This window comes from Nocardia sp. NPDC052316, from assembly GCF_044547795.1.
Lineage (GTDB): Bacteria > Actinomycetota > Actinomycetes > Mycobacteriales > Mycobacteriaceae > Nocardia.
The window spans coordinates 841473-858938 of the sequence record NZ_JBIUBB010000001.1; the positions used below are offsets into that span (position 1 = coordinate 841473).

Consider the following 17466-nt stretch of genomic DNA (forward strand, 5'->3'; position numbering starts at 1 on the left):
GCGGCGTGCTCAGCGAAATCTCAGCCGAGCAGCTCGCGCGTCGCCGAGTGCGCCGGCGCCGCGAGTATGGCGTGCGTCTCCCCGGACTCGACGACTCGGCCGTGGTCGAGGACCACCAGACGCGGGCAGTGCGCGGCGACCAGCGCCATGTCGTGGCTGATCACCAGCAGGCTCATGGCGCGGTCGCGGCGAATCCGGTCCAGCAGTCCCATGATCGAGGTGGCCGTCGCCTGATCCAGCGCGGAGGTGATCTCGTCGCAGATGAGGACCGCGGGTTCGGCGGCGAGCGCGCGGGCCAGCGCGACCCGCTGGCGTTGCCCGCCGGACAACTCGTGTGGATAGCGGCGGGCCAGCTCGGGGGCCAGCTCGACCGAGGCGAGCAGGTCGCCGACCCGGTGGGCCAGTCGGCGTCTCGGCACCCCGCCGATCCGGCGCAGCGGTCGGCCGAGGGTCTGGGCCACGGTGCGGCGCGGGTTGAGCGCGGCACGCGGGTTCTGGGTGACCAGTTGAATGCCGTTGCGGCCGCATGCGATTCGGCCACGTCCGACGACCGGTATCGCCGTTCCGGCCAACTCGAGCACGCCGGTGGCCGAGCGGTGCAGGCCCGCGATCACCCGGGCGAGGGTCGTTTTACCCGCACCCGATACACCGACCACCGCGAGTGCCGAGCCAGGGGCGAGCTCGAGGTCTACCTCGGCGAGCACTTCGTGCGCACCGATCGTCGCGCCGATACCGCTGGCCCGCAACACAAGCGAGCCCTGCGCAGGCAAATCGCGGCTGGAGGCGTGCCCGGTGTCGACCTCGCGGTCCACCGCGACCACCCCGGCACCGAGTTCGATGACGTTGTCGGCGATCGCGTGCACGGCGGCGGTGTCGTGGCCGGACAACAGGATGGCGGTCGAACGCTCGGCGGCGATCTCGGTCAGCAGGCGGGCGATGTCGGTGCGCAACGCGCCGTGCAAACCCGCGAGGGGTTCGTCGAGGATCAGTACACCGGTCCGGCGAATCAAGGCGCGAGCCAAAGCGACTCGGCGCTGTTGACCGCCGGAGAGTTCGGCAGGTCGGCGGCGCAGGTGTTCCGCGGATAGGCCGACCAGTTCGAGGGTCTCCAGCACGGTGTCACGGGAGGCGTCCCTGGCGACCTCGTGCAGCAGCGCGTGCACCCGCATCAGGGGATTGAGCGCCGATCCCGGGTCTTGCCCGACATAGGCCACGTGGGTGCGCCGGAACCGCTGCCGGGCAACGGGATCCAGCGCGAAGACATCGTGGCCCGCGACGGAGACCGAGCCGGTGCGCCGGACCGCGCCGGACGGCAACTGCCCGAGCAGCGCCCGCATCAGAGTCGTCTTGCCCGACCCGGAGGGCCCGGTGAGGGCGGTGATCTGCCCTGCCGCGAGCTGGAAGCTGGTTGGCTCGACCAACTCCTGGCCCGTCGCGCCGTATATCGACAACTCGTCGACCACGACCGGCACACTCGCCACCGGTCCCGTGATACCTGCCTCCGGACTACCGGTCCGGTGCGAGTCGGCCGCCGCGTGCAGCGGGTCGTCGTCGATCGGTAGGTCGAGAACGGGTTCGCTCATCACGGCTCCCCTCGTCCGAAGGCGGTGACCGCGAGGTTCACGCTCACCGCGACGACCGCGATCGCCAGGCTGGGCGCCAGCACGGCCCAGGGATTGAGCAGCATGCCGGAGGAGTTCTCGCGCACCATGACCGCCCAGTTGCTCGCGCCGAGGGTGGTCGGCAGTTGCAGGAACGACGCCGTGCTGACCACGTAGACGGCGGTCACGAAGCGCAGCCCGAGCTGAACGATGATCACTTCCCGCAGATTCGGTATCACCTCACCGAAGACCAAGTGCGACAGTGTTTCACCGCTCGCTCGGGCGGCTTCGACGTAACCCGAGGCAGCGACACCCGCCGCCGCGGCCGCGAAAACCCTTGCACAATATGGCGTGCCGAACAGGAGAGCGACGACAACAAGGCCGAGCGGACCCGCGTCCGGCCACGCGGTCAGCACCAGCAGAATGCCGAGGACGGCAGGCAGCAGCATGGCAAAGTCGACGGCACGTTCGATCAGCGCGCCGAGCCCGGGGCGCAACGCGGTGACCGCGCCGAGCACGCACGCCAACGCCGTGACCAGCACGGCGATCACAGCGGCCAGCAGCAGCAGACCCCAACCGCCGTAAAGCAATTGGCTCAGCACGTCGCGGCCGAGCCGGTCGGTGCCCAGCCAGGCGTCGGCACCGGCACTACCGAACGGGATACCGACGGGGGTTTCGGCCGGGTGCGGGGCCAGCGCGGGCCCGCACGCCGCGAGCAGCGTCACGACCACGGCGGGCAGCACCGTCAGCAGCCGTAGGCGTCGCCCTCGACCGCGATCCGGCCGAGCCGTAGCCGGATCACGTGGGCGCAGTAGTCGTTTCATCGCACACCCCGCAACGACCAGGTGCGAATTCCATCGGCGACGGCGAGCATGCACATGATCACCGCACCGGACAGCGCGACCACCGAGGCGACCACCGCCACGTCGCGATCCGCCACCGACCCGGCGAGCACGGCGCCGAGACCCGGGTAGTTGAAGATGGTCTCCACCACCAGCGAGCCGCCGAGCACCATGCCGACCGTGGTAGCGAAACTCGCCACGATCGTCGGCAGCGCGAAGGGCAGCACGTGCCGCAGCAGCACGCTGCGGGCGGGAATCCCGTCCAGCACGGCACTTTCCACGTGCGGCGCCTGGGCCGCGTCCACCAGCGCGGCGCGCACCACCCGGGTATTCCAGCCGATCTGCGGGATCGCCAGCGCGAGCACCGGCAGCACCAGCATGTCGGGGCTCGCCGGAAAACCGGAGCGATCGGTGATCGTGACGGCGGGCAGCCAGCCTGCGCCGAGCGCGAACACCAGAATCAGCAGCGTCGCCACCACGAACTCCGGTATCGCCGCCGCGATGGTCGTCGCGGGCTGCAACGGCCGCACCGGGCGCTGCGCCCACCAGAGGCCGAGCAGCAGCGAAACGACCACCGTCACCACCAACGCGAGCCCACCGAGCAGCAGGGTCGGCGGAAACTTGTCGGCCAGCAGCTCGTTGATCGGCCGCCCGCGCGTGGTTCGGCCGAAGTCGCCGGTCGCCACCCCGGAGATCCAGTCCCAGAAGCGTTGCGGCAGCGGGCGATCCAGGCCGAGTTCGCGCTCCTTGGCCGCGACCCGTTCCGGCGTCGCGTCCCGGCCGAGCACCGCCCGTGCGGTACTGCCCGGCAGCAGGTCGACGACGACGAAGACCGTTGCCAGCAGGGCGATCAGCAGGGCGATGCGCCGGATGAGCAGGCGCGCGAACGAGATCACCCGGCCAACCAGGCCCGTTCCAGCTGCACCCGCGCGAAGCCGCCAAGCGTCGGCAGGTCGCGCACCCGCGCGGCGGCGATGTCGATGCCGTCGGCCATGCCCCACACCAGGTATCCGCCGCGCTCGTGCTGGATCCGCTGCACGTCGCGACAGGCCTGCGTGTACTCCGAGTCGCTCTGCGCCGCCATGGCTTTCGCGGTGGCGGCGTCGAACTCGGCATCCTTGAAGTCGGTCTCGTTGCGGTTGGACCGGCTCGACATCAGCTTGTCCGCGTAGAACAGCACGGAATCGTTGGTGCCCCAGGAGACGGTGTACAACGCGCCCTTCAACCACGTCTGGTCGTAGAAGGCGTTGGAGTCCTGAGTGACCACGTCGAGGCGGACGCCGATGTCGGCGAGCTGGGTCGCGATGACCTTGGCCGACTCCACCTCACCGGGCGCCTCCGCCTTGGTGATCAATGGATAGCTGCGGCCGGTGTCGAAACCGGCCTCGCGCAGGAGCGTTTTCGCGCGGTCGACGTCGCGGGTGCGCTGCGGGATGGACTTGTCGTACACCGGGTCGCCGGTGCCGAGAATGTCGTTGGCGACCTTGCCGTAGCCCGAATGCACCTGGCTCACCAGTGCGTCCCGGTCGACGCCGAGCCGCAGCGCGGTCCGCACCCTGGCATCGGCGAACGGCCCGTCCGAGGCGCGCATCGCGACGCCGAGCATGGTGTCGTCGGCGCGGCGCACCACCCGCAGGTCACCGCGCCCCTCGGCGGTGCGGCCCGCGATCGCGCCGACGTTGGAGGCGAGGTCGATCTGCCCGCCGAGCACCGCGTTGCCCAGCGCGGTGACGCTCTCGAACATGGTGATCTCGATGGCGTCGAGCAGCGGCGGCGTGCCGTGCCACTGCTCGTTGCGCACCAGCCTGGCATTGCCTGCCTGGTAGGACTCGAGCCGAAACGGGCCGGAGCCAACGGCTTTGGTGAAGTCGGTGGTGTCCTTCTTGACGGTGAACGTCATCAGCCGGACCAGCAGCGGCAGCTGGGTGTTCGGCTCCGGCACGGTGAGCACCACACGGTTCGGGCCGTCCGCGGTGATGTCTTCCGCGGCGACCGGCATCTTCGACGCGCCACCGACCGTGCGCAGCCTGCGCAGCGACCACACGACGTCGTCGGAGGTGACCGGGCTGCCGTCGTGGAAGGTCGCCCCCTCGGCGAGGGTGAAGGTCCAGCGGCGACGCTGCGCGTCCGGCTCCCAACGAGTCGCCAAGCGCGGCGCGACATTCGGATCGGCGCCTGGCACGGTGAGCGCGTCGTAGACCAGCGAGGTGATCAGGAAGTCGCTGTCATTGCTCAGGTTGGCGTGCGGATCGCGTTCGATCCGCGCCGCGGTGCCGAGCGCACCGACGCGCAGCGTGCCGCCGCGCTGGGCAGGCCCGGACGAGTCCGTCCCCTTCGAGCACGCGGCGACAAATATCACCGCTCCGATGCCGAGCCCTGACTGCAGGAGCTGCCGCCGATTCAAACCCATTGCGCCGCCTTCTTCCTGGACAAACGTCCGCGCACGGTCGACGATGTGCTCACGCCAGCGCCGATGTGATCAGGACAGGCTAGCCTAATCGGTTGCGCGTCACGCGACGAAGATTAAGCCAAACTTCACTAGTGTTATACGTTTCTGCTATTTTTAGCAGACTCGCTTAGGTAAGCCTTGCTTAACCGCGCGAGACCGGATAGCTTCGCAGATCGACGTCACTCCTGCTTTTTCGAACGATGCGAAGAAGGGACACCCTCGGTGAAAGGCGTTCTCTCCGAACGTAAGACGCTTCACCCGCTGGATATCGAACGTCGTGAGCTGCCCGCCGCCGCCGGGCGTGCGGTGCGTGAGCTCGCGCGAGAGATATCTACCACACTGGATTCGACGCTGCCCGACCCAGCCGCCACCGCCGTCACGCTGACCGATCCGATCGTGATCGCCGAGATCGAACGCAGATTCGCCGAATTACCCGCCGACGTGCGGCGCACCATGCGCCCGCCGGCCACCGCGGCAGGCGCGACCATCGTGAGCAGGCTGCCGCTGACCGATGCCGAATTCGGCCCGACCCCGCCGAGCTGGCGCGAGGCCGCGCAGTGGAGCGGCGATGCCGCACGGCGCGCGAACTCGTTCGAGCTCGACCTGGTGATGCTGCTGCTCGCCCGTTCGGCCGGTGAGCCTTTCGGCTGGCAGGGTCAGCAGGGCGGACGGCTGGTCAACAACATCCTGCCCTCCCCCGGCCACGAGGACGAACAGTCAGGCGCGAGCAGCAAAACCCTGCTCAGCCCGCACTCCGAAGATGCTTTCCACCCGCAGCGCGCCAACCTGCTGATGCTCGGCTGCCTGCGCAATCCGGACCTGGTCGGCACGACGGTGTCGTCGGTCCGGCGGGTCGAGCTCAGCGCCGCTCAGCGCAGGCTGCTCAGCACGCCGACGCTGCCGATCCTGCCCGACGTCTCCTACGGCACTGGGCACGAACAATATTCGGCGACGCCGCTGCCGACGCTGTGGACCTCGGCAGGCCCGGACGAGGCGACGCTACGCTACGACCCCGCCTACACCCCGCTCGACGATGCCGACCCCGAATACCGCGCCGCCTACGCCCGGCTCACCGCCGAACTGGAGCGCGTCTGCGTTACGGCGGCGCTCACGCCCGGTGAAATCTTGCTGGTGGACAACGACGTCGCGGTGCACGGGCGGGTACCGTTCACCGCGCGCTACGACGGCACCGACCGCTGGCTCAAGCGAGTGAACATCCGCCTGCCTGATCGACCGCGGCGGGCTGAAGAGGCCGACGAGAATGGGTACGGGCAGCGAGTCGTCGCCCCGTTCCGAGCGGCAAGGACTACCGCTTTCGTGTCCGGTGGCCGCGAGTCGGCCCGAACGGACGAACACCGGGAGCCCCATCCGGTGGCGATAGAGCGGGAAGCAGCACATGATCGAGGATCCATTGAACATCCGTGACCGAAGCACCCCGTTACGGGTGCTGAGCCGCAGCGACCTGGCAGGCGTGCCGATCACGCCCGGCGATGTCGTGCGTGCCGTGGAGGACGCGTATCTGGCGTTCGCCGCGGGTGATTCGGACAACCCACGCAAACTCAGCGTCGCGAACCCGGACGGCTGGTCGGTGTCCTACGCGATGCTCGGCCGCGACGGCCGCCGTCGCGTGGTCGCGATGAAGACGTCCTACAAGTTCGACCCCGGCCACGACCGCAGCACCAAGCGCTACTACACGACCATCACGCTCTACGACGACAGCACCGGCGCGCCGATCGCACTGATGGATTGCTCGCGGGTCGGCGCGCTGCGCACGCCGGCGGTGTCGGCGCTGCTGGTGCGCGAGACCATCCGCCGCGGCGCGGAGAGCGTGCTGCTGATCGGCACCGGCACGCAGGGCCGAAACGCGTTGCCGCACTTGCTCGCCGCGAATCCGCAGCTGCGCAAGCTGATGCTGTACGGCACCCACCCCGAAGGGCTGGACGCGGTGCACCGGCAGTTGGCCGAGTACTACCCGCACGCGCTGCTCGAAACGGTCGAGGACCCGCGCGCCGCCGCGGCGACCGCCGACGTGGTGCTGGCCACCGCGGGCCCCGGCACCGAGGTCGCGCTCGAATCCAGCGATCTGGCACCGGGTTCGACGGCGGTGCTCGTCGGCTACGGGCTGGCCCCCTCGACCCTGATCGACGCCGATCGGGTCGTCGCGACCAGCGCGGAGCAGATGGCGTTGACCGGGACCGACATGGTCGGGCCGGACGGGCGGCTGCGCGCGGTGGACGCCGAACTGCCGCAGATCCTGAGCCGTCGCGCGGTCGCGCGACGCTCGGACGACGAGCGCATCTTCGTCTACAACAGCGGGCTCGTGCTGACCGACATCGCGGTCGCGCACGCACTCGCCGAACGCGCCATCGCCGAGGGACGCGGCACGGAGGTGCCCCTGTGGGATTAGACGCGGGCGGGGTCGGGGTGAGGCGCGGTGCGATCAGCGCCGCCCCGGTCCCGGCGCGCCTGGACGAGTGGGAGCGCCGCGTGCTCGGCGACCCGAACCTGCTCGGCGACATCGGCTTCGCGGTGGGCGGCCCGTTCCACGTGCTGTACCCACCGCGGGTCGGCCGGAATATCCGGGAGTTCCACGCCGCGTTCGAGCAGGCGGGCATCGACGGCGTCGTCTACTACGGCAAGAAGGCGAACAAGTCCGCCGCCGTCGCCCGCGCCTGCGCGGAACACGGTGCGGGCGTGGATGTTTCCAGCACCGGCGAGCTGACGGCCGCGCTGGCGCAAGGCGTGCGCGGTGCCGAGCTGATGGTGACCGGGCCCGCGAAGTCCGACGACCTGCTCTGGCTGGCCACCCGCCACGGTGCGCTGATCGCGGTCGATGATCTCGACGAGCTCGAACGCCTTGCCGCACTGGGCGACTCGACCACACCGACCCGGATCATGCTGCGGGTACTGCCCGCCGCGTCGGCCAGCCGGTTCGGGATGACCGAGGCCGAACTCGACCGCGCTCTTGCCGCGTTCGACGGCCGCAAGTCGATCCGGTTGGAAGGCTTCAGCTTTCACCTGTCCGGCTACGACGCCGTCGCTAGGGCCGAGCTGGCCGGTGCGTTGATCGCTCGCTGCCTGCACGCGCGCACGCTGGGCCAGCCCGCCACCACGCTGTCGATCGGCGGTGGCTTCGGCGTCGATTACGTGCCCGCCGCCGCCTGGGCGGAGTTCACCGAGCACGTCGACCGGCAGTGGTTCCACTCGGGCAAGTCGTTCGAGTCCTACTACCCCTACCACTTCCCCGCGCCCGGCCCGGCCATGCTCGCCGCGATCCTCGAGCACGACAGGCTCGCGCGGCGACTGCGCGACAACGCCATCCGGCTGGCCATCGAGCCGGGCCGCGCGCTGCTCGCGCACGCCGGTTTCACCGTCTTCCGGGTGCAGGGCTGCAAGATCCGGCACGTCGACGGCGCGCCGTACCATCTGCTCACCGTCGACGGCACGAGTTTGAGCCTGTCCGAGCAGTGGTTCGACAGCGAATATCTGCCCGACCCGCTGCTGTGGCCCACCCGGCCGGGCAGCACCACCCCGACCAGCGTCGGCGCGGCCACCTGCCTCGACTCCGACATGCTCAGCTGGCGGCGGATCCCGCTACCGCGCGCCGCCACAGTCGGTGACCTGCTGGTCTACCCGAATACCGCCGGTTACCAAATGGACTCGAACGAGTCCGCCTTCCATGAGCTGCCGATACCGCCGAAGGTGCTGCTGCACGACGCACCCGGCGATCGGCTCCGCTGGACGCTCGACGGCTGACACCCACCACCTGAACGAGGAGAAAACCCATGCCGCTCGTCACGCGCGTGACGGATCTGATCGGCCGCACGCCGCTGTTCGAACTGGCGTCCACCTCGACCGGCACCCGGTTACTGCTCAAGCTCGAGCAGTTCAACCCTACCGGCGCGGCCAAGATCAGAATGGCCCGCGAAATGGTGCTCGATGCGGAGCGGCGCGGGTTGCTGGGAAGTGGCGGGCATATCATCGAGTCGACATCCGGGAACACCGGACTCGGTCTCGCGGTAGTAGCTGCCGAACGTGGGTATCGCTTCACCGCAGTGGTCGATCATCACGCGTGTAAGGACAAGCTGCGCGCTATGCGAGCAATGGGTGCGGAATTGGTGTTCGTCGCCGACGACGGCGACGACAACCTGGCCACCTCGGCCCGGGAGGACCTGGCCGAGGCGATGGCCGCTGCCCGGCCGGACGCGTACTTCACCGAACAGCACAACAACGACGCCAACGCGGTCGGCTACTACGCGGTCGCCGAAGAGTTGCTGGAGGACGTTGATCGGGTCGATATCCTGCTGTCCTCGGTCGGCACCGGCGGTTCGCTGTTCGGCACCGCGACCCGGCTGCGCCAACTCGGTTGTGTGCCACGGGTGATCGGCGTCGAGCCGGTCGGCTCGATCGCCTTCGGCGGCGAGGGCGGCCCGTACTGGCAGTCCGGCACCGGCACGCCGCCCGGCGCCACCATCGGTACCGCCGTGGACTACTCGCTGCTGGACGAGGGCGTCAAGGTGAGCGACGTCGACGCCTTCGCCACCGCCCGCGCCGTCGCCGCCCAGCTCGGCCTGATGATCGGCGGCTCGGCGGGTGGGTCGGTGCACGCCGCGCTGACCAGGCTCGACGAATTCCCGCCCGGCTCCACGATCGTCACCCTCGTCTGCGACGGCGGCGAGAAGTACCTGGACACCGTCTTCGACGACGACTGGATGGCCGAACGCGATCTGCTCGACCCCGCGGCCGAAGCCGAAGTGCTGGCGATGCTGCACCGCTACACCCCCACTGCCCGACGTGCCGAGCTCGCGGAGGTTCGATGAAGCACTCGCTTGCCGCCCCCGATCGGTGCGGCGAACGAATCGGTCTGCCGCGCACGGCAGTTGCCTGCGTCGCCCGCGGCGGCCGGTACGAGCGTGCGGAGGTGGCCCGGTGAACCTGTCGGGCTACCGAGCCGACAGCCGTCGGCTCACCGCGCTCGCGACGCCGATCGCGATGACGCAGTTGGCGCAGATCGCGGTGTCCACCACCAACATCGTGCTGATGGGCACGCTCGGCGTGCAGCAGGTGGCCGCGGGTGGGCTGGCGATCGCGCTGTTCAACCAGATTCGCACCATGTGCGTCGGGCTGATCACCGCGAGCGGCAATCAGATCGCCACCGCGGTGAGCTCGGCGGGTAAGCGTGGCGAATCCCCCGACGAAGAGATCAAAGACGTACTGCGGTCGAGCTTTCTGATCGCCACCCTGGCCGGCCTCGTGGGTGGGTTCGTTTTGATCGGGCTCGGCTGGTCGTTGCAGTGGCTCGGCCAGGACGCCGGGGTACTCGCCGACGCGCGGCCGCTGATGGTCGCGCTGGCGCCGGGTCTGTTGCCGTGCCTGTGGTTCCAGGTGCTGCGCCAGTACACCGTCGGCATGCAGCGCCCGCATGCCCTGCTACTGGTCACGCTCGGCTCGGTGGTGCTGAATCTGCTGCTCGCGCTCGGCTTCATCCACGGCCGCGCCGGACTGCCCGAGCTCGGCCTCACCGGTATCGGCGTCGCGACCTCGCTGGTCTTCCTGATCACCTTCGGGGTGTTCTGGGCGATGGTGCGCCGGGACGCCCGGCTCGGTGCCACACTGCCGCTGCGTCCGTGGCCGGTGCGGCGCGCCACGGTGTTCGCCGAGTTGCGCCTCGGCGGGCCGATCGCCCTCACCTACGGCTCCGAGGCGGGCATGTTCTCGGTGCTCGCCCTCGTCATGGGCAGCATCGGTCCGGCGGCGCTGGCCGCGCACAACGTCGTCTACCAGATCATCTACATCGTGTTCCAGGTCGCCATCGGCCTGTCCCACGGCGCGTCGATCCTGGTCAGCCACGCCGTCACGCGCGACGAGTACCAGCACGCCAGGGCACTGGCCTGGCTCGCACTGCGGCACGTCGGCGTGGTCGCCGCGATCACCGGCGCGATCTACGTGATCGCCCCCGACCTGGTGCTGCGGCCCTTCCTGAACTCGAACGACACCAGCACCATCGAGATCGCGCACACGCTCCTCTTGATCGGCATCGTGCTGCAGTTCTTCGACGCGGCCCAGAACATCGGCACCGGGCTACTGCGCGGGCTCAAGGAGACCAACGCGGGCTTCCGCCTGTCGCTGGTCGGCTACTGGGGCGTCGGCCTCCCCGTCGCCCTGCTGCTGGCCTTCCCCATCGGCCTCGGCGCGGCCGGTGTCTGGTGGGGCCTCACCGCGGGCCTGGCCACCACGGCCGTCCTCATGCTGCGCCGCTACTTCGCGATGCTCGACGCCAGGGAACGGGACCGCCCCCGGTTGATCCCGGAAGCCCCGGAAAGCCTCAGCAGCCCGAGCTGATCGTACGGGCGTCGCGGTACCGCAGCGACGCCCGTACGCGGGACTACCTCAGATGTGCACGCCGTAGTCGCGGGCGATGCCCGCCAGGCCGGAGGCGTAGCCCTGGCCGATGGCGCGGAACTTCCACTCGTTGTTGTGGCGGTACAGCTCGCCGAAGATCATCGCGGTCTCGGTGGAGGCGTCCTCGGTGAGGTCGTAGCGGGCCAGTTCGATGCCGGTCGACGCGTCCACCACGCGAATGAACGCGTTGCGGATCTGCCCGAAGGACTGGCTGCGCGCGTCGGCGTCGTGAATGGACACCGGGAAGAAGATGTTGGTGATGGTCGGTGGGGTGGCGGCCAGGTCGACGTTGATGACCTCGTCGTCGCCCTCACCCTCGCCGGTCAGGTTGTCGCCGGTGTGCTCGATCGAACCCTCGGGGGAACGCAGGTTGTTGTAGAAGACGAAATGCTGATCCGAGAGCACCTTCAGATCAGGTCCGGTCGCCAGCGCGCTCGCGTCCAAGTCGTAGTCGGCGCCCGTGGTCGTGCGCACGTCCCACCCAAGTCCTACCGCAACCTTGGTGAGATTGGCTGCCTGCTTCGACAGCGAAACATTCCCACCCTTGGCCAATGTGACGCTCATGACTGCGCCTCGCTAACGCTCGGCTCCGTCATGCGCGAGGCGCACTGCCACACGATTCGCTCACTTCGTTCGCTCATGAGTCCCTTCCCATGCGGCCCATTCGCGCCGCCTTGTGTTCCGATTATCGTCCGGGCCCGGACCTGTTGGGCAGGTTCAGTTCTGACTGTCCGCCCAGGCCCGCAGCGTGTTCACCCGACCCTCCAGCGCGTGCAGCTCGGACGGGTCGAGCACAGTGCGCTGGATGCCGCCCGCCACCGCGAAGGCCGACTGGCGATGGTCGTCGATCGCCTCGACATCGATGCGCACCGCGACATAGTCGGCGGCGTCGGGCATCTGCTCGGCAATCACCCGCGCGGTACCGCGAGCGCACAGCGCGACATTGCCGCCGCCGAGGATCAGCAGCGCCACCTGCGGTCGCTCCCGCAGCCGGGCCAGCGACCCGCGATCGAACTTGAGACTGAGCAGGATCTGCCGATCGCCGGCGCGCACCGGCCAGGACACCGGGATCGCGTGCGGTCCGGGGTCGGTGGTCACCAGGACGGCGATCGTTTCCCGGGGCCATTCCGGTAGCACGTCCAGCTCGGGGTGATCGTCGTGATGATCTGTCGAGTGGTCTTGACGTTGCGCGGGGCTCGCTCCGGCTGCCATCTTTCGTCACCTCATGGATCGTCGAGCGCGACGGGCTGTGCCGCGCTTGATAGCAGTCTAAAGCGCTGGGCCACTTGTCCGCTGGCGCTGGTCCCGATGTCCGGAGTGCTCTCAGCGGACTATCAGGCCGGGGCGAGCGCGCGCAGCGGCAAGGTTGCCGCCCAGTCGCGGGCCATGTCCCGCGCGCGGATCTCGGTCGACGCGTCGTGGCGGGCGTGCGTGCCGACCTGGGTGGCACCGCACTCGATGAGCCGTTCGGCCGCGATCTCACCGCCGCGGTTGAAGGTGTCGCCGTAGATGCTGTCGCCGAGGCCGAACACGGCGAAACGCAGGCCGGTCAGGTCGGGGGACGCGGCGGCGAGTTCGCCGAAGAACGGCTCGGCGCCGGTCGGCAGATCGCCGTCGCCGTAGGTGGAGCACACGATGACGTGGAAGTCGTGCGCGTCGAGGTCGTCGACGGCGAAGTCGCTCATGTCGTAGACCGATACGTCATAGGCGGAGAGCGCGTCCGCGACGCTGTCTGCGACGGTCTCGGCGGTGCCCATCTCGGATCCGAACAGAATGACGACGCGCACAGCGTTGCGCTCCCTTCTCCGACAAATGTTGGTGAGGCTATCCTAATTAACCTGTCGAGGTCGCGCTACCCTTCGCCGTGCACCGATCGGCCGGTCATGATGACAATCACGGTGCGCGAACGCGCCATCCGGAGTACGCCCTGCTCACCCGGCCCGTGATGCGTTCCGCGACCGGGCGCTATGCGTTCGGCACGGGAAAGTGCCGCGCCAGAGGCAGCGGAACGGCAGCGGGTGGGACGGAGTGTCCCGATTGACGAAATGTCACCGTAGATGCATCATTCGTACAGTCCCCATTGTTGTCTGGGACATCTCTCTTCTGCCGGCCGATGATTGTCCGGCCAGCGTGCTGTCTCCCGTGCGCACGCTCGGTCGTTCTTCAGCCGCGCGCACGGATCCAGCACACCCATCCCGACGCTGTTGCGTCCTGCCGTGAGTGAGGTGAAAACGAATGGTTAACCGATCGTCTGGAATCCGCGTGATCAATTCGTTCCCGCGCTACGGCATCGTGCCCCACTTCTGAATCCGACCGCGCCGGGCGCGGTGCTGCCCAGCCGGCGTCACGACGCCGGCGGCAGCGCCGCTCGGCCCCGGCGCGGTGCCTCGGAGATGGGACCCAACGGTGCACGAACGGATGTGGAGAAGAAACTGATGATGGACATGGGGGCTGTGAACCCGACGGCAGTAGCGATGGTGACCCGCCCGATGGCGGGCAACCTCGCCGTATCGGCTGCGATGATCGAGGATTTGGGCTGGCTGCGTAGCGAACTCGCGGCCGCCGAGGTGCCGTTTCTGCTGATCCGCGACAGCGGGGCACGACTCATGCTCGCGACGGACGCCAAGCATCAGCTGATGGTGCGCCGGGTGACGGCCGCCGCGGCAACCGCAGGCTTCGCGTGTACTGAACTGCAGCACAACGTGTTCCGGATCGGCCGCGACAGCGACCCGGCCCACCACGTCGAGCTGGAACTGTGGGAGTACCACGGCGACACGGTGGAGTGCCCACGCCCGAACGCCCTCACCCGCAACGTATTCGACCTGGCCGATGTCGAGCACACACATGTGCTGCTGTTCGACCGTGCGTGGCCGACCTTGGTCGACATGTTCGCGCCGCAGACCACCGACGTGAACTTCGACATCGACCTGGTGTTCTCCTGGGTGGACGGCTCCGACCCGGAGTTCCGGGCCCGCCGGGCCGGAATGCTGGCGCAGGTGGTGGTCGGCGAGGGTGACGACGCCGACGCGCGCATCCGCCAGATCGACGAGCTGAAATACGCACTGCGGTCGGTGGACAAGAACGCGCCGTGGATCCGGCGGATCTTCATCGCCACCGACTCGGCGGTGCCCGCCTGGCTGGCCGAGCATCCTCGGGTGACGGTTGTCCGTGCGCTGGACCACTTTTCGGACACCAGCGGACTGCCGACGTTCAATTCCCATGCGGTGGAATGCCAGTTGCAGCACATCGAGGGGCTCAGCGAGCACTTCCTGTACTCCAACGACGACATGTTCTTCGCCCGCCCGGTGCGCCCGTCGATGTTCTTCACCGCCGCCGGGGTCAGCCGATTCATCGAGGCCGACACCAGGATCGGCCCCGGCGGAAACAACGAGCGGCGCAGCGGTTTCGAGAACGCCGCGCGGGTGAACCGTGAGCTGCTCGCCGAGCGGTTCGGCCACATCATCACCCGGCACCTGGAGCACACGCCGGTTCCCTTGCGGCGCAGCGTATTACTGGAGATGGAGGCCGAGTTCGGCGCCGACTTCGCGCGCACAAGGGCCAGCCGGTTCCGCTCGGCCACCGACATTTCGGTCACCAACTCGCTGTACCACTACTACGCGCTGCTCACCGGGCGCGCGGTGCCGCAGGAGAAGGCGAAGATGCGCTACGTCGACACGACCAGCCGCAAAGGGCTTGCGCTGCTGGACGGCATCGCCGAACGGCGGGACGTCGATTTCTTCTGCCTGAACGACGGGAGTTTCCCGGAGATCACCGAGACCGAACGGGTACAGGCGGTTTCGGAGTTCCTGTCCGGCTACTTCCCGGATCCGGCGCCGTGGGAGCGGCTCAGCGCACCGTCTCGTCATCCGATTCCGGAGTCGTCGCCCGGCGCCGCATGACATGGGGGATGCGCGCGGCGGGCGGGATGACAATGCCCTCCGCCGCGAGCGTCCGAGCAGCCTCTTCGGCCGTCGCGGGCGAGCCGACCGTCGGGCCACGGTCGATCGGCACCACCGAGTGCACCACGGTGTCCGGGTAGATGTGCACGTAGTTGAAGGCCTGCGCGCCGTCCCGGCCGCGCAGGCCGCCCTGCTCGACGCCGAGATCTTGGCTGTAGCAGGTCGCCGAGGCCACCGATACCGGGATGCCCGCGAAGGTGGCGTTGGTGGAGAAGTGCAGGTGACCGGCCAGGATGGCACGAACGTCGCTGCCGTCGAGCACGTCGGCCAGCCTGCGCTGATCGCGCAGTTCGACGGTGACGGCGAGGTCGAGCACGCACGGGACCGGCGGGTGATGCATGGCCAGGATGGTGCCGAACGGGGCGGGCTCGGCGAGCACCGAGCGCAGCCAATCCAGCTGTTCGTCGGAGATCTCGCCGTAGTGGTGGCCGGGGACCGAGGTGTCCAGGGCGATGATGCGCAGGCCGTCGATCAGGTGGACGCGGTCCACCGGCGCGGTCGATCCTCGTTCGCCGAGCAGCTTGCGGCGCAGGAGACTGCGGTCGTCGTGGTTCCCCGCGACCCATACAATGGGCGCTGGCAAACTTCTTGCAAATGGCTCGATCAAAGCTTTGAGCTTGTCGTACGCCGCGGGTTCACCCTTGTCGGTGAGGTCACCGGTGAACACGATCGCGGTCGGCTGGATCCGACTGGCCGCGGCCTGCGCGAGTAACTGGCGTAATCGCTGGTCCGCGTCTACGTCACCGTATAAATCCCCGTCGCCGGCGATCACGTGGGTGTCGCTGAAGTGGAACAACACATGATCCGGTCGCGGGTGCTCCGCGACTCTGCTGATGTGCACCGGACCGAACGTCCTCCCCGGCGGTTTGCCCGCCATTGGCTTCGGATTCCACCGCCAGAATAGCGAAGGACTACTGACAGGTTTCCCGCCAGTCGGTGACGACATGCTTGCGGGAAGGTGAGGTTTGGATGTCGAAATCCCGCCGAGGTGGGCCGACGTCACCGCGCGCCGAATTGATCAGTGACGCGTCTCATAGCCGAATAGGGGTTTGAGTCGATGTGGGGGGTCGGCCGGCGTGCGGGTCAGCGGCGGCCGAGGGCGTCGGCGGCGCGGAGCGCGTCGAGGGTCATCGCGGCGTCGACGGTGAACGGCTCGTTGTGGATCGTCTCGCCGGGTGCGGTGGCCCGAGTCGCGATGGCGGACAGGGTGTTTTCGTCGGCGTCGGCGAGCCCGAGCGCGGCGAGGGTGGTGGGCAGGCCCACCGCGGTACAGAAGTCGAGCACGGTATCGATCTCGGTGGCCGCGGCGCCTTCCAGCACCAATTGGGTGAGGACGCCGAAGGCGACCTTCTCGCCGTGCAGAAACGCGTGCGTCTGCGGAGCGGCGGTCAATCCGTTGTGCACGGCGTGGGCGGCGGCCAGCCCGGAGGATTCGAAGCCGAGACCGGACAGCAGGGTGTTGGCCTCGACGATGCGCTCCAGCGCCGGGGTGACGGCGTGCTCGCGCACCGCCGCCAAGGCCTGCGTCCCGTCGGCCAGCAGCGTGTGGTAGCAGAGTTCGGCGAGGGCGGTGGCGCTGCGGGTGGACGCGCCGCCGCGCATATTGCGTACCCGCGCGGCCGTGCAGGTGCGCGCCTCGAACCAGGTGGCGAGCGCGTCGCCCATGCCCGAGGCGAGCAGCCTGGCGGGTGCCTGGACGATGGCGGAGGTGTCCACCAGCACCAGCGCCGGGTTGCGGCGGACCAGCTGGTAGGTCTCGACTTCGCCTGCCGCCGTGTAGATCACCGACAGCGCGCTACACGGCGCGTCACTCGACGCGGTGGTCGGACAGCTGATCATCGGCAGCGCCAGGTCGTCGGCGACCGCACGCGCCGAATCGAGCACCTTCCCACCGCCCGCGCCGAGCACCGCGGTGCTGCCGCTGTCCCGCACCGCCGCGGTGATCGTCGCGATCTCCGCCCTGGTGCACTCGCCGCTCGAAAGATGCACGGTGTAAGCGATTTTCGCGTCGGTCAACGAACGCTCCCACGCGTCGGCCAACAGCCGCTGCGCGCTACGCCCCGCCACGATCGTGACCGGCCCCTCGATCCCGAGACGCGTCATCTCCGCGCCGAGTTGTTCGGTGGCCGCGCGCCCCTGCACGTAGTGCCCCGGTGCGGAGAACACACTCAACATCCGAAACCTCCCGATCCCGGGCCGGGCGGTGCCGAATC

At 68.9% G+C, this 17466-nt stretch carries 15 protein-coding genes; 6 read left to right on the forward strand and 9 right to left on the reverse strand.

The genetic code is table 11. The annotated features are described in order from the left end of the window. Window positions 1-20: 20 nt before the first annotated feature. Genes ACIHA7_RS03920 through ACIHA7_RS03935 form a run of 4 tightly spaced genes read right to left on the reverse strand, consistent with a single transcriptional unit; the run spans window position 21 to window position 4853 of the window. A complete protein-coding gene (locus ACIHA7_RS03920) occupies window positions 21-1583 on the reverse strand; it encodes an ABC transporter ATP-binding protein (RefSeq protein ID WP_397285278.1) in 1563 nt (520 codons plus the stop codon). Then, window positions 1583-2425: an ABC transporter permease gene (locus ACIHA7_RS03925; protein WP_397285280.1), complete on the reverse strand. Its 843-nt coding sequence runs from the start codon at window positions 2423-2425 to the stop codon at window positions 1583-1585. Before ACIHA7_RS03925 ends, ACIHA7_RS03920 begins: the two co-directional genes overlap by 1 nt. After that, window positions 2422-3339 carry an ABC transporter permease gene (locus ACIHA7_RS03930; protein ID WP_397285282.1) on the reverse strand — a complete coding sequence of 306 codons (918 nt, stop codon included), beginning with the start codon at window positions 3337-3339 and terminating at the stop codon, window positions 2422-2424. The genes ACIHA7_RS03925 and ACIHA7_RS03930 overlap by 4 nt, the downstream gene beginning before the upstream one ends. Further along, complete coding sequence (locus ACIHA7_RS03935) at window positions 3336-4853, reverse strand: ABC transporter substrate-binding protein (protein WP_397285284.1); 1518 nt, start codon at window positions 4851-4853, stop codon at window positions 3336-3338. Before ACIHA7_RS03935 ends, ACIHA7_RS03930 begins: the two co-directional genes overlap by 4 nt. Window positions 4854-5114: 261 nt before the next feature. Here ACIHA7_RS03935 and ACIHA7_RS03940 point away from each other — a divergent pair, with 261 nt between their 5' ends. The 5 genes from ACIHA7_RS03940 (at window position 5115) to ACIHA7_RS03960 (ending at window position 11234) form a co-directional block, all read left to right on the forward strand. Beyond that, on the forward strand, window positions 5115-6317 hold the full coding sequence (locus ACIHA7_RS03940) for a TauD/TfdA family dioxygenase (protein ID WP_397285286.1): 1203 nt from the start codon (window positions 5115-5117) through the stop codon (window positions 6315-6317). Continuing rightward, a complete protein-coding gene (locus ACIHA7_RS03945) occupies window positions 6289-7299 on the forward strand; it encodes an ornithine cyclodeaminase family protein (RefSeq protein WP_397285288.1) in 1011 nt (336 codons plus the stop codon). Before ACIHA7_RS03940 ends, ACIHA7_RS03945 begins: the two co-directional genes overlap by 29 nt. After that, on the forward strand, window positions 7290-8648 hold the full coding sequence (locus ACIHA7_RS03950; protein ID WP_397285290.1) for an alanine racemase: 1359 nt from the start codon (window positions 7290-7292) through the stop codon (window positions 8646-8648). Before ACIHA7_RS03945 ends, ACIHA7_RS03950 begins: the two co-directional genes overlap by 10 nt. Window positions 8649-8677: 29 nt before the next feature. Continuing rightward, window positions 8678-9712, forward strand: a complete 1035-nt coding sequence (locus tag ACIHA7_RS03955; protein ID WP_397285292.1) for a PLP-dependent cysteine synthase family protein — start codon at window positions 8678-8680, stop codon at window positions 9710-9712. A 109-nt stretch (window positions 9713-9821) separates the two neighbouring features. Next, the gene (locus tag ACIHA7_RS03960; protein ID WP_397285294.1) at window positions 9822-11234 is read left to right on the forward strand and encodes an MATE family efflux transporter; all 1413 of its coding nucleotides are present in this window, start codon (window positions 9822-9824) and stop codon (window positions 11232-11234) included. 48 nt (window positions 11235-11282) lie between these two features. On the opposite strand, the gene ACIHA7_RS03965 is transcribed toward ACIHA7_RS03960, so the two are convergent. The 3 genes from ACIHA7_RS03965 to ACIHA7_RS03975 all read right to left on the reverse strand — a co-directional run bounded on the left by ACIHA7_RS03965 (window position 11283) and on the right by ACIHA7_RS03975 (window position 13081). Further along, window positions 11283-11858, reverse strand: a complete 576-nt coding sequence (locus ACIHA7_RS03965) for a TerD family protein (RefSeq protein WP_397285296.1) — start codon at window positions 11856-11858, stop codon at window positions 11283-11285. A gap of 153 nt (window positions 11859-12011) precedes the next feature. Next, entirely contained in the window at window positions 12012-12506 is a 495-nt protein-coding gene (locus tag ACIHA7_RS03970; RefSeq protein WP_397285298.1) for a hypothetical protein, read from the reverse strand. A gap of 122 nt (window positions 12507-12628) precedes the next feature. Then, window positions 12629-13081: a flavodoxin domain-containing protein gene (locus tag ACIHA7_RS03975; RefSeq protein WP_397285300.1), complete on the reverse strand. Its 453-nt coding sequence runs from the start codon at window positions 13079-13081 to the stop codon at window positions 12629-12631. A 648-nt stretch (window positions 13082-13729) separates the two neighbouring features. On the opposite strand from ACIHA7_RS03975, the gene ACIHA7_RS03980 reads away from it, so the two are divergent. Next, the gene (locus tag ACIHA7_RS03980) at window positions 13730-15193 is read left to right on the forward strand and encodes a stealth family protein (protein WP_397286496.1); all 1464 of its coding nucleotides are present in this window, start codon (window positions 13730-13732) and stop codon (window positions 15191-15193) included. Here ACIHA7_RS03980 and ACIHA7_RS03985 read toward each other — a convergent pair. Both ACIHA7_RS03985 and ACIHA7_RS03990 read right to left on the reverse strand, forming a co-directional pair. Next, window positions 15141-16094 (reverse strand): phosphodiesterase, encoded by a 954-nt coding sequence (locus tag ACIHA7_RS03985; RefSeq protein WP_397285302.1) that lies wholly within the window; start codon window positions 16092-16094, stop codon window positions 15141-15143. The two genes, ACIHA7_RS03980 and ACIHA7_RS03985, sit on opposite strands and share 53 nt — an antisense overlap. 242 nt (window positions 16095-16336) lie before the next feature. Then, a complete protein-coding gene (locus ACIHA7_RS03990) occupies window positions 16337-17428 on the reverse strand; it encodes a glycerol dehydrogenase (protein ID WP_397285304.1) in 1092 nt (363 codons plus the stop codon). Between the last annotated feature and the right edge of the window lie 38 nt (window positions 17429-17466).

Excerpts from the sequence above, each read along its gene's own strand:
- ACIHA7_RS03920 (WP_397285278.1), bottom strand. The coding sequence starts at position 1,583 with ATGAGCGAACCCGTTCTCGACCTACCGATCGACGACGACCCGCTGCAC.
- ACIHA7_RS03970 (WP_397285298.1), bottom strand. The coding sequence starts at position 12,506 with ATGGCAGCCGGAGCGAGCCCCGCGCAACGTCAAGACCACTCGACAGAT.
- ACIHA7_RS03990 (WP_397285304.1), bottom strand. The coding sequence starts at position 17,428 with ATGTTGAGTGTGTTCTCCGCACCGGGGCACTACGTGCAGGGGCGCGCG.
- ACIHA7_RS03980 (WP_397286496.1), top strand. The coding sequence starts at position 13,730 with ATGATGGACATGGGGGCTGTGAACCCGACGGCAGTAGCGATGGTGACC.
- ACIHA7_RS03955 (WP_397285292.1), top strand. The coding sequence starts at position 8,678 with ATGCCGCTCGTCACGCGCGTGACGGATCTGATCGGCCGCACGCCGCTG.
- ACIHA7_RS03935 (WP_397285284.1), bottom strand. The coding sequence starts at position 4,853 with ATGGGTTTGAATCGGCGGCAGCTCCTGCAGTCAGGGCTCGGCATCGGA.
- ACIHA7_RS03945 (WP_397285288.1), top strand. The coding sequence starts at position 6,289 with ATGATCGAGGATCCATTGAACATCCGTGACCGAAGCACCCCGTTACGG.
- ACIHA7_RS03925 (WP_397285280.1), bottom strand. The coding sequence starts at position 2,425 with ATGAAACGACTACTGCGCCCACGTGATCCGGCTACGGCTCGGCCGGAT.
- ACIHA7_RS03965 (WP_397285296.1), bottom strand. The coding sequence starts at position 11,858 with ATGAGCGTCACATTGGCCAAGGGTGGGAATGTTTCGCTGTCGAAGCAG.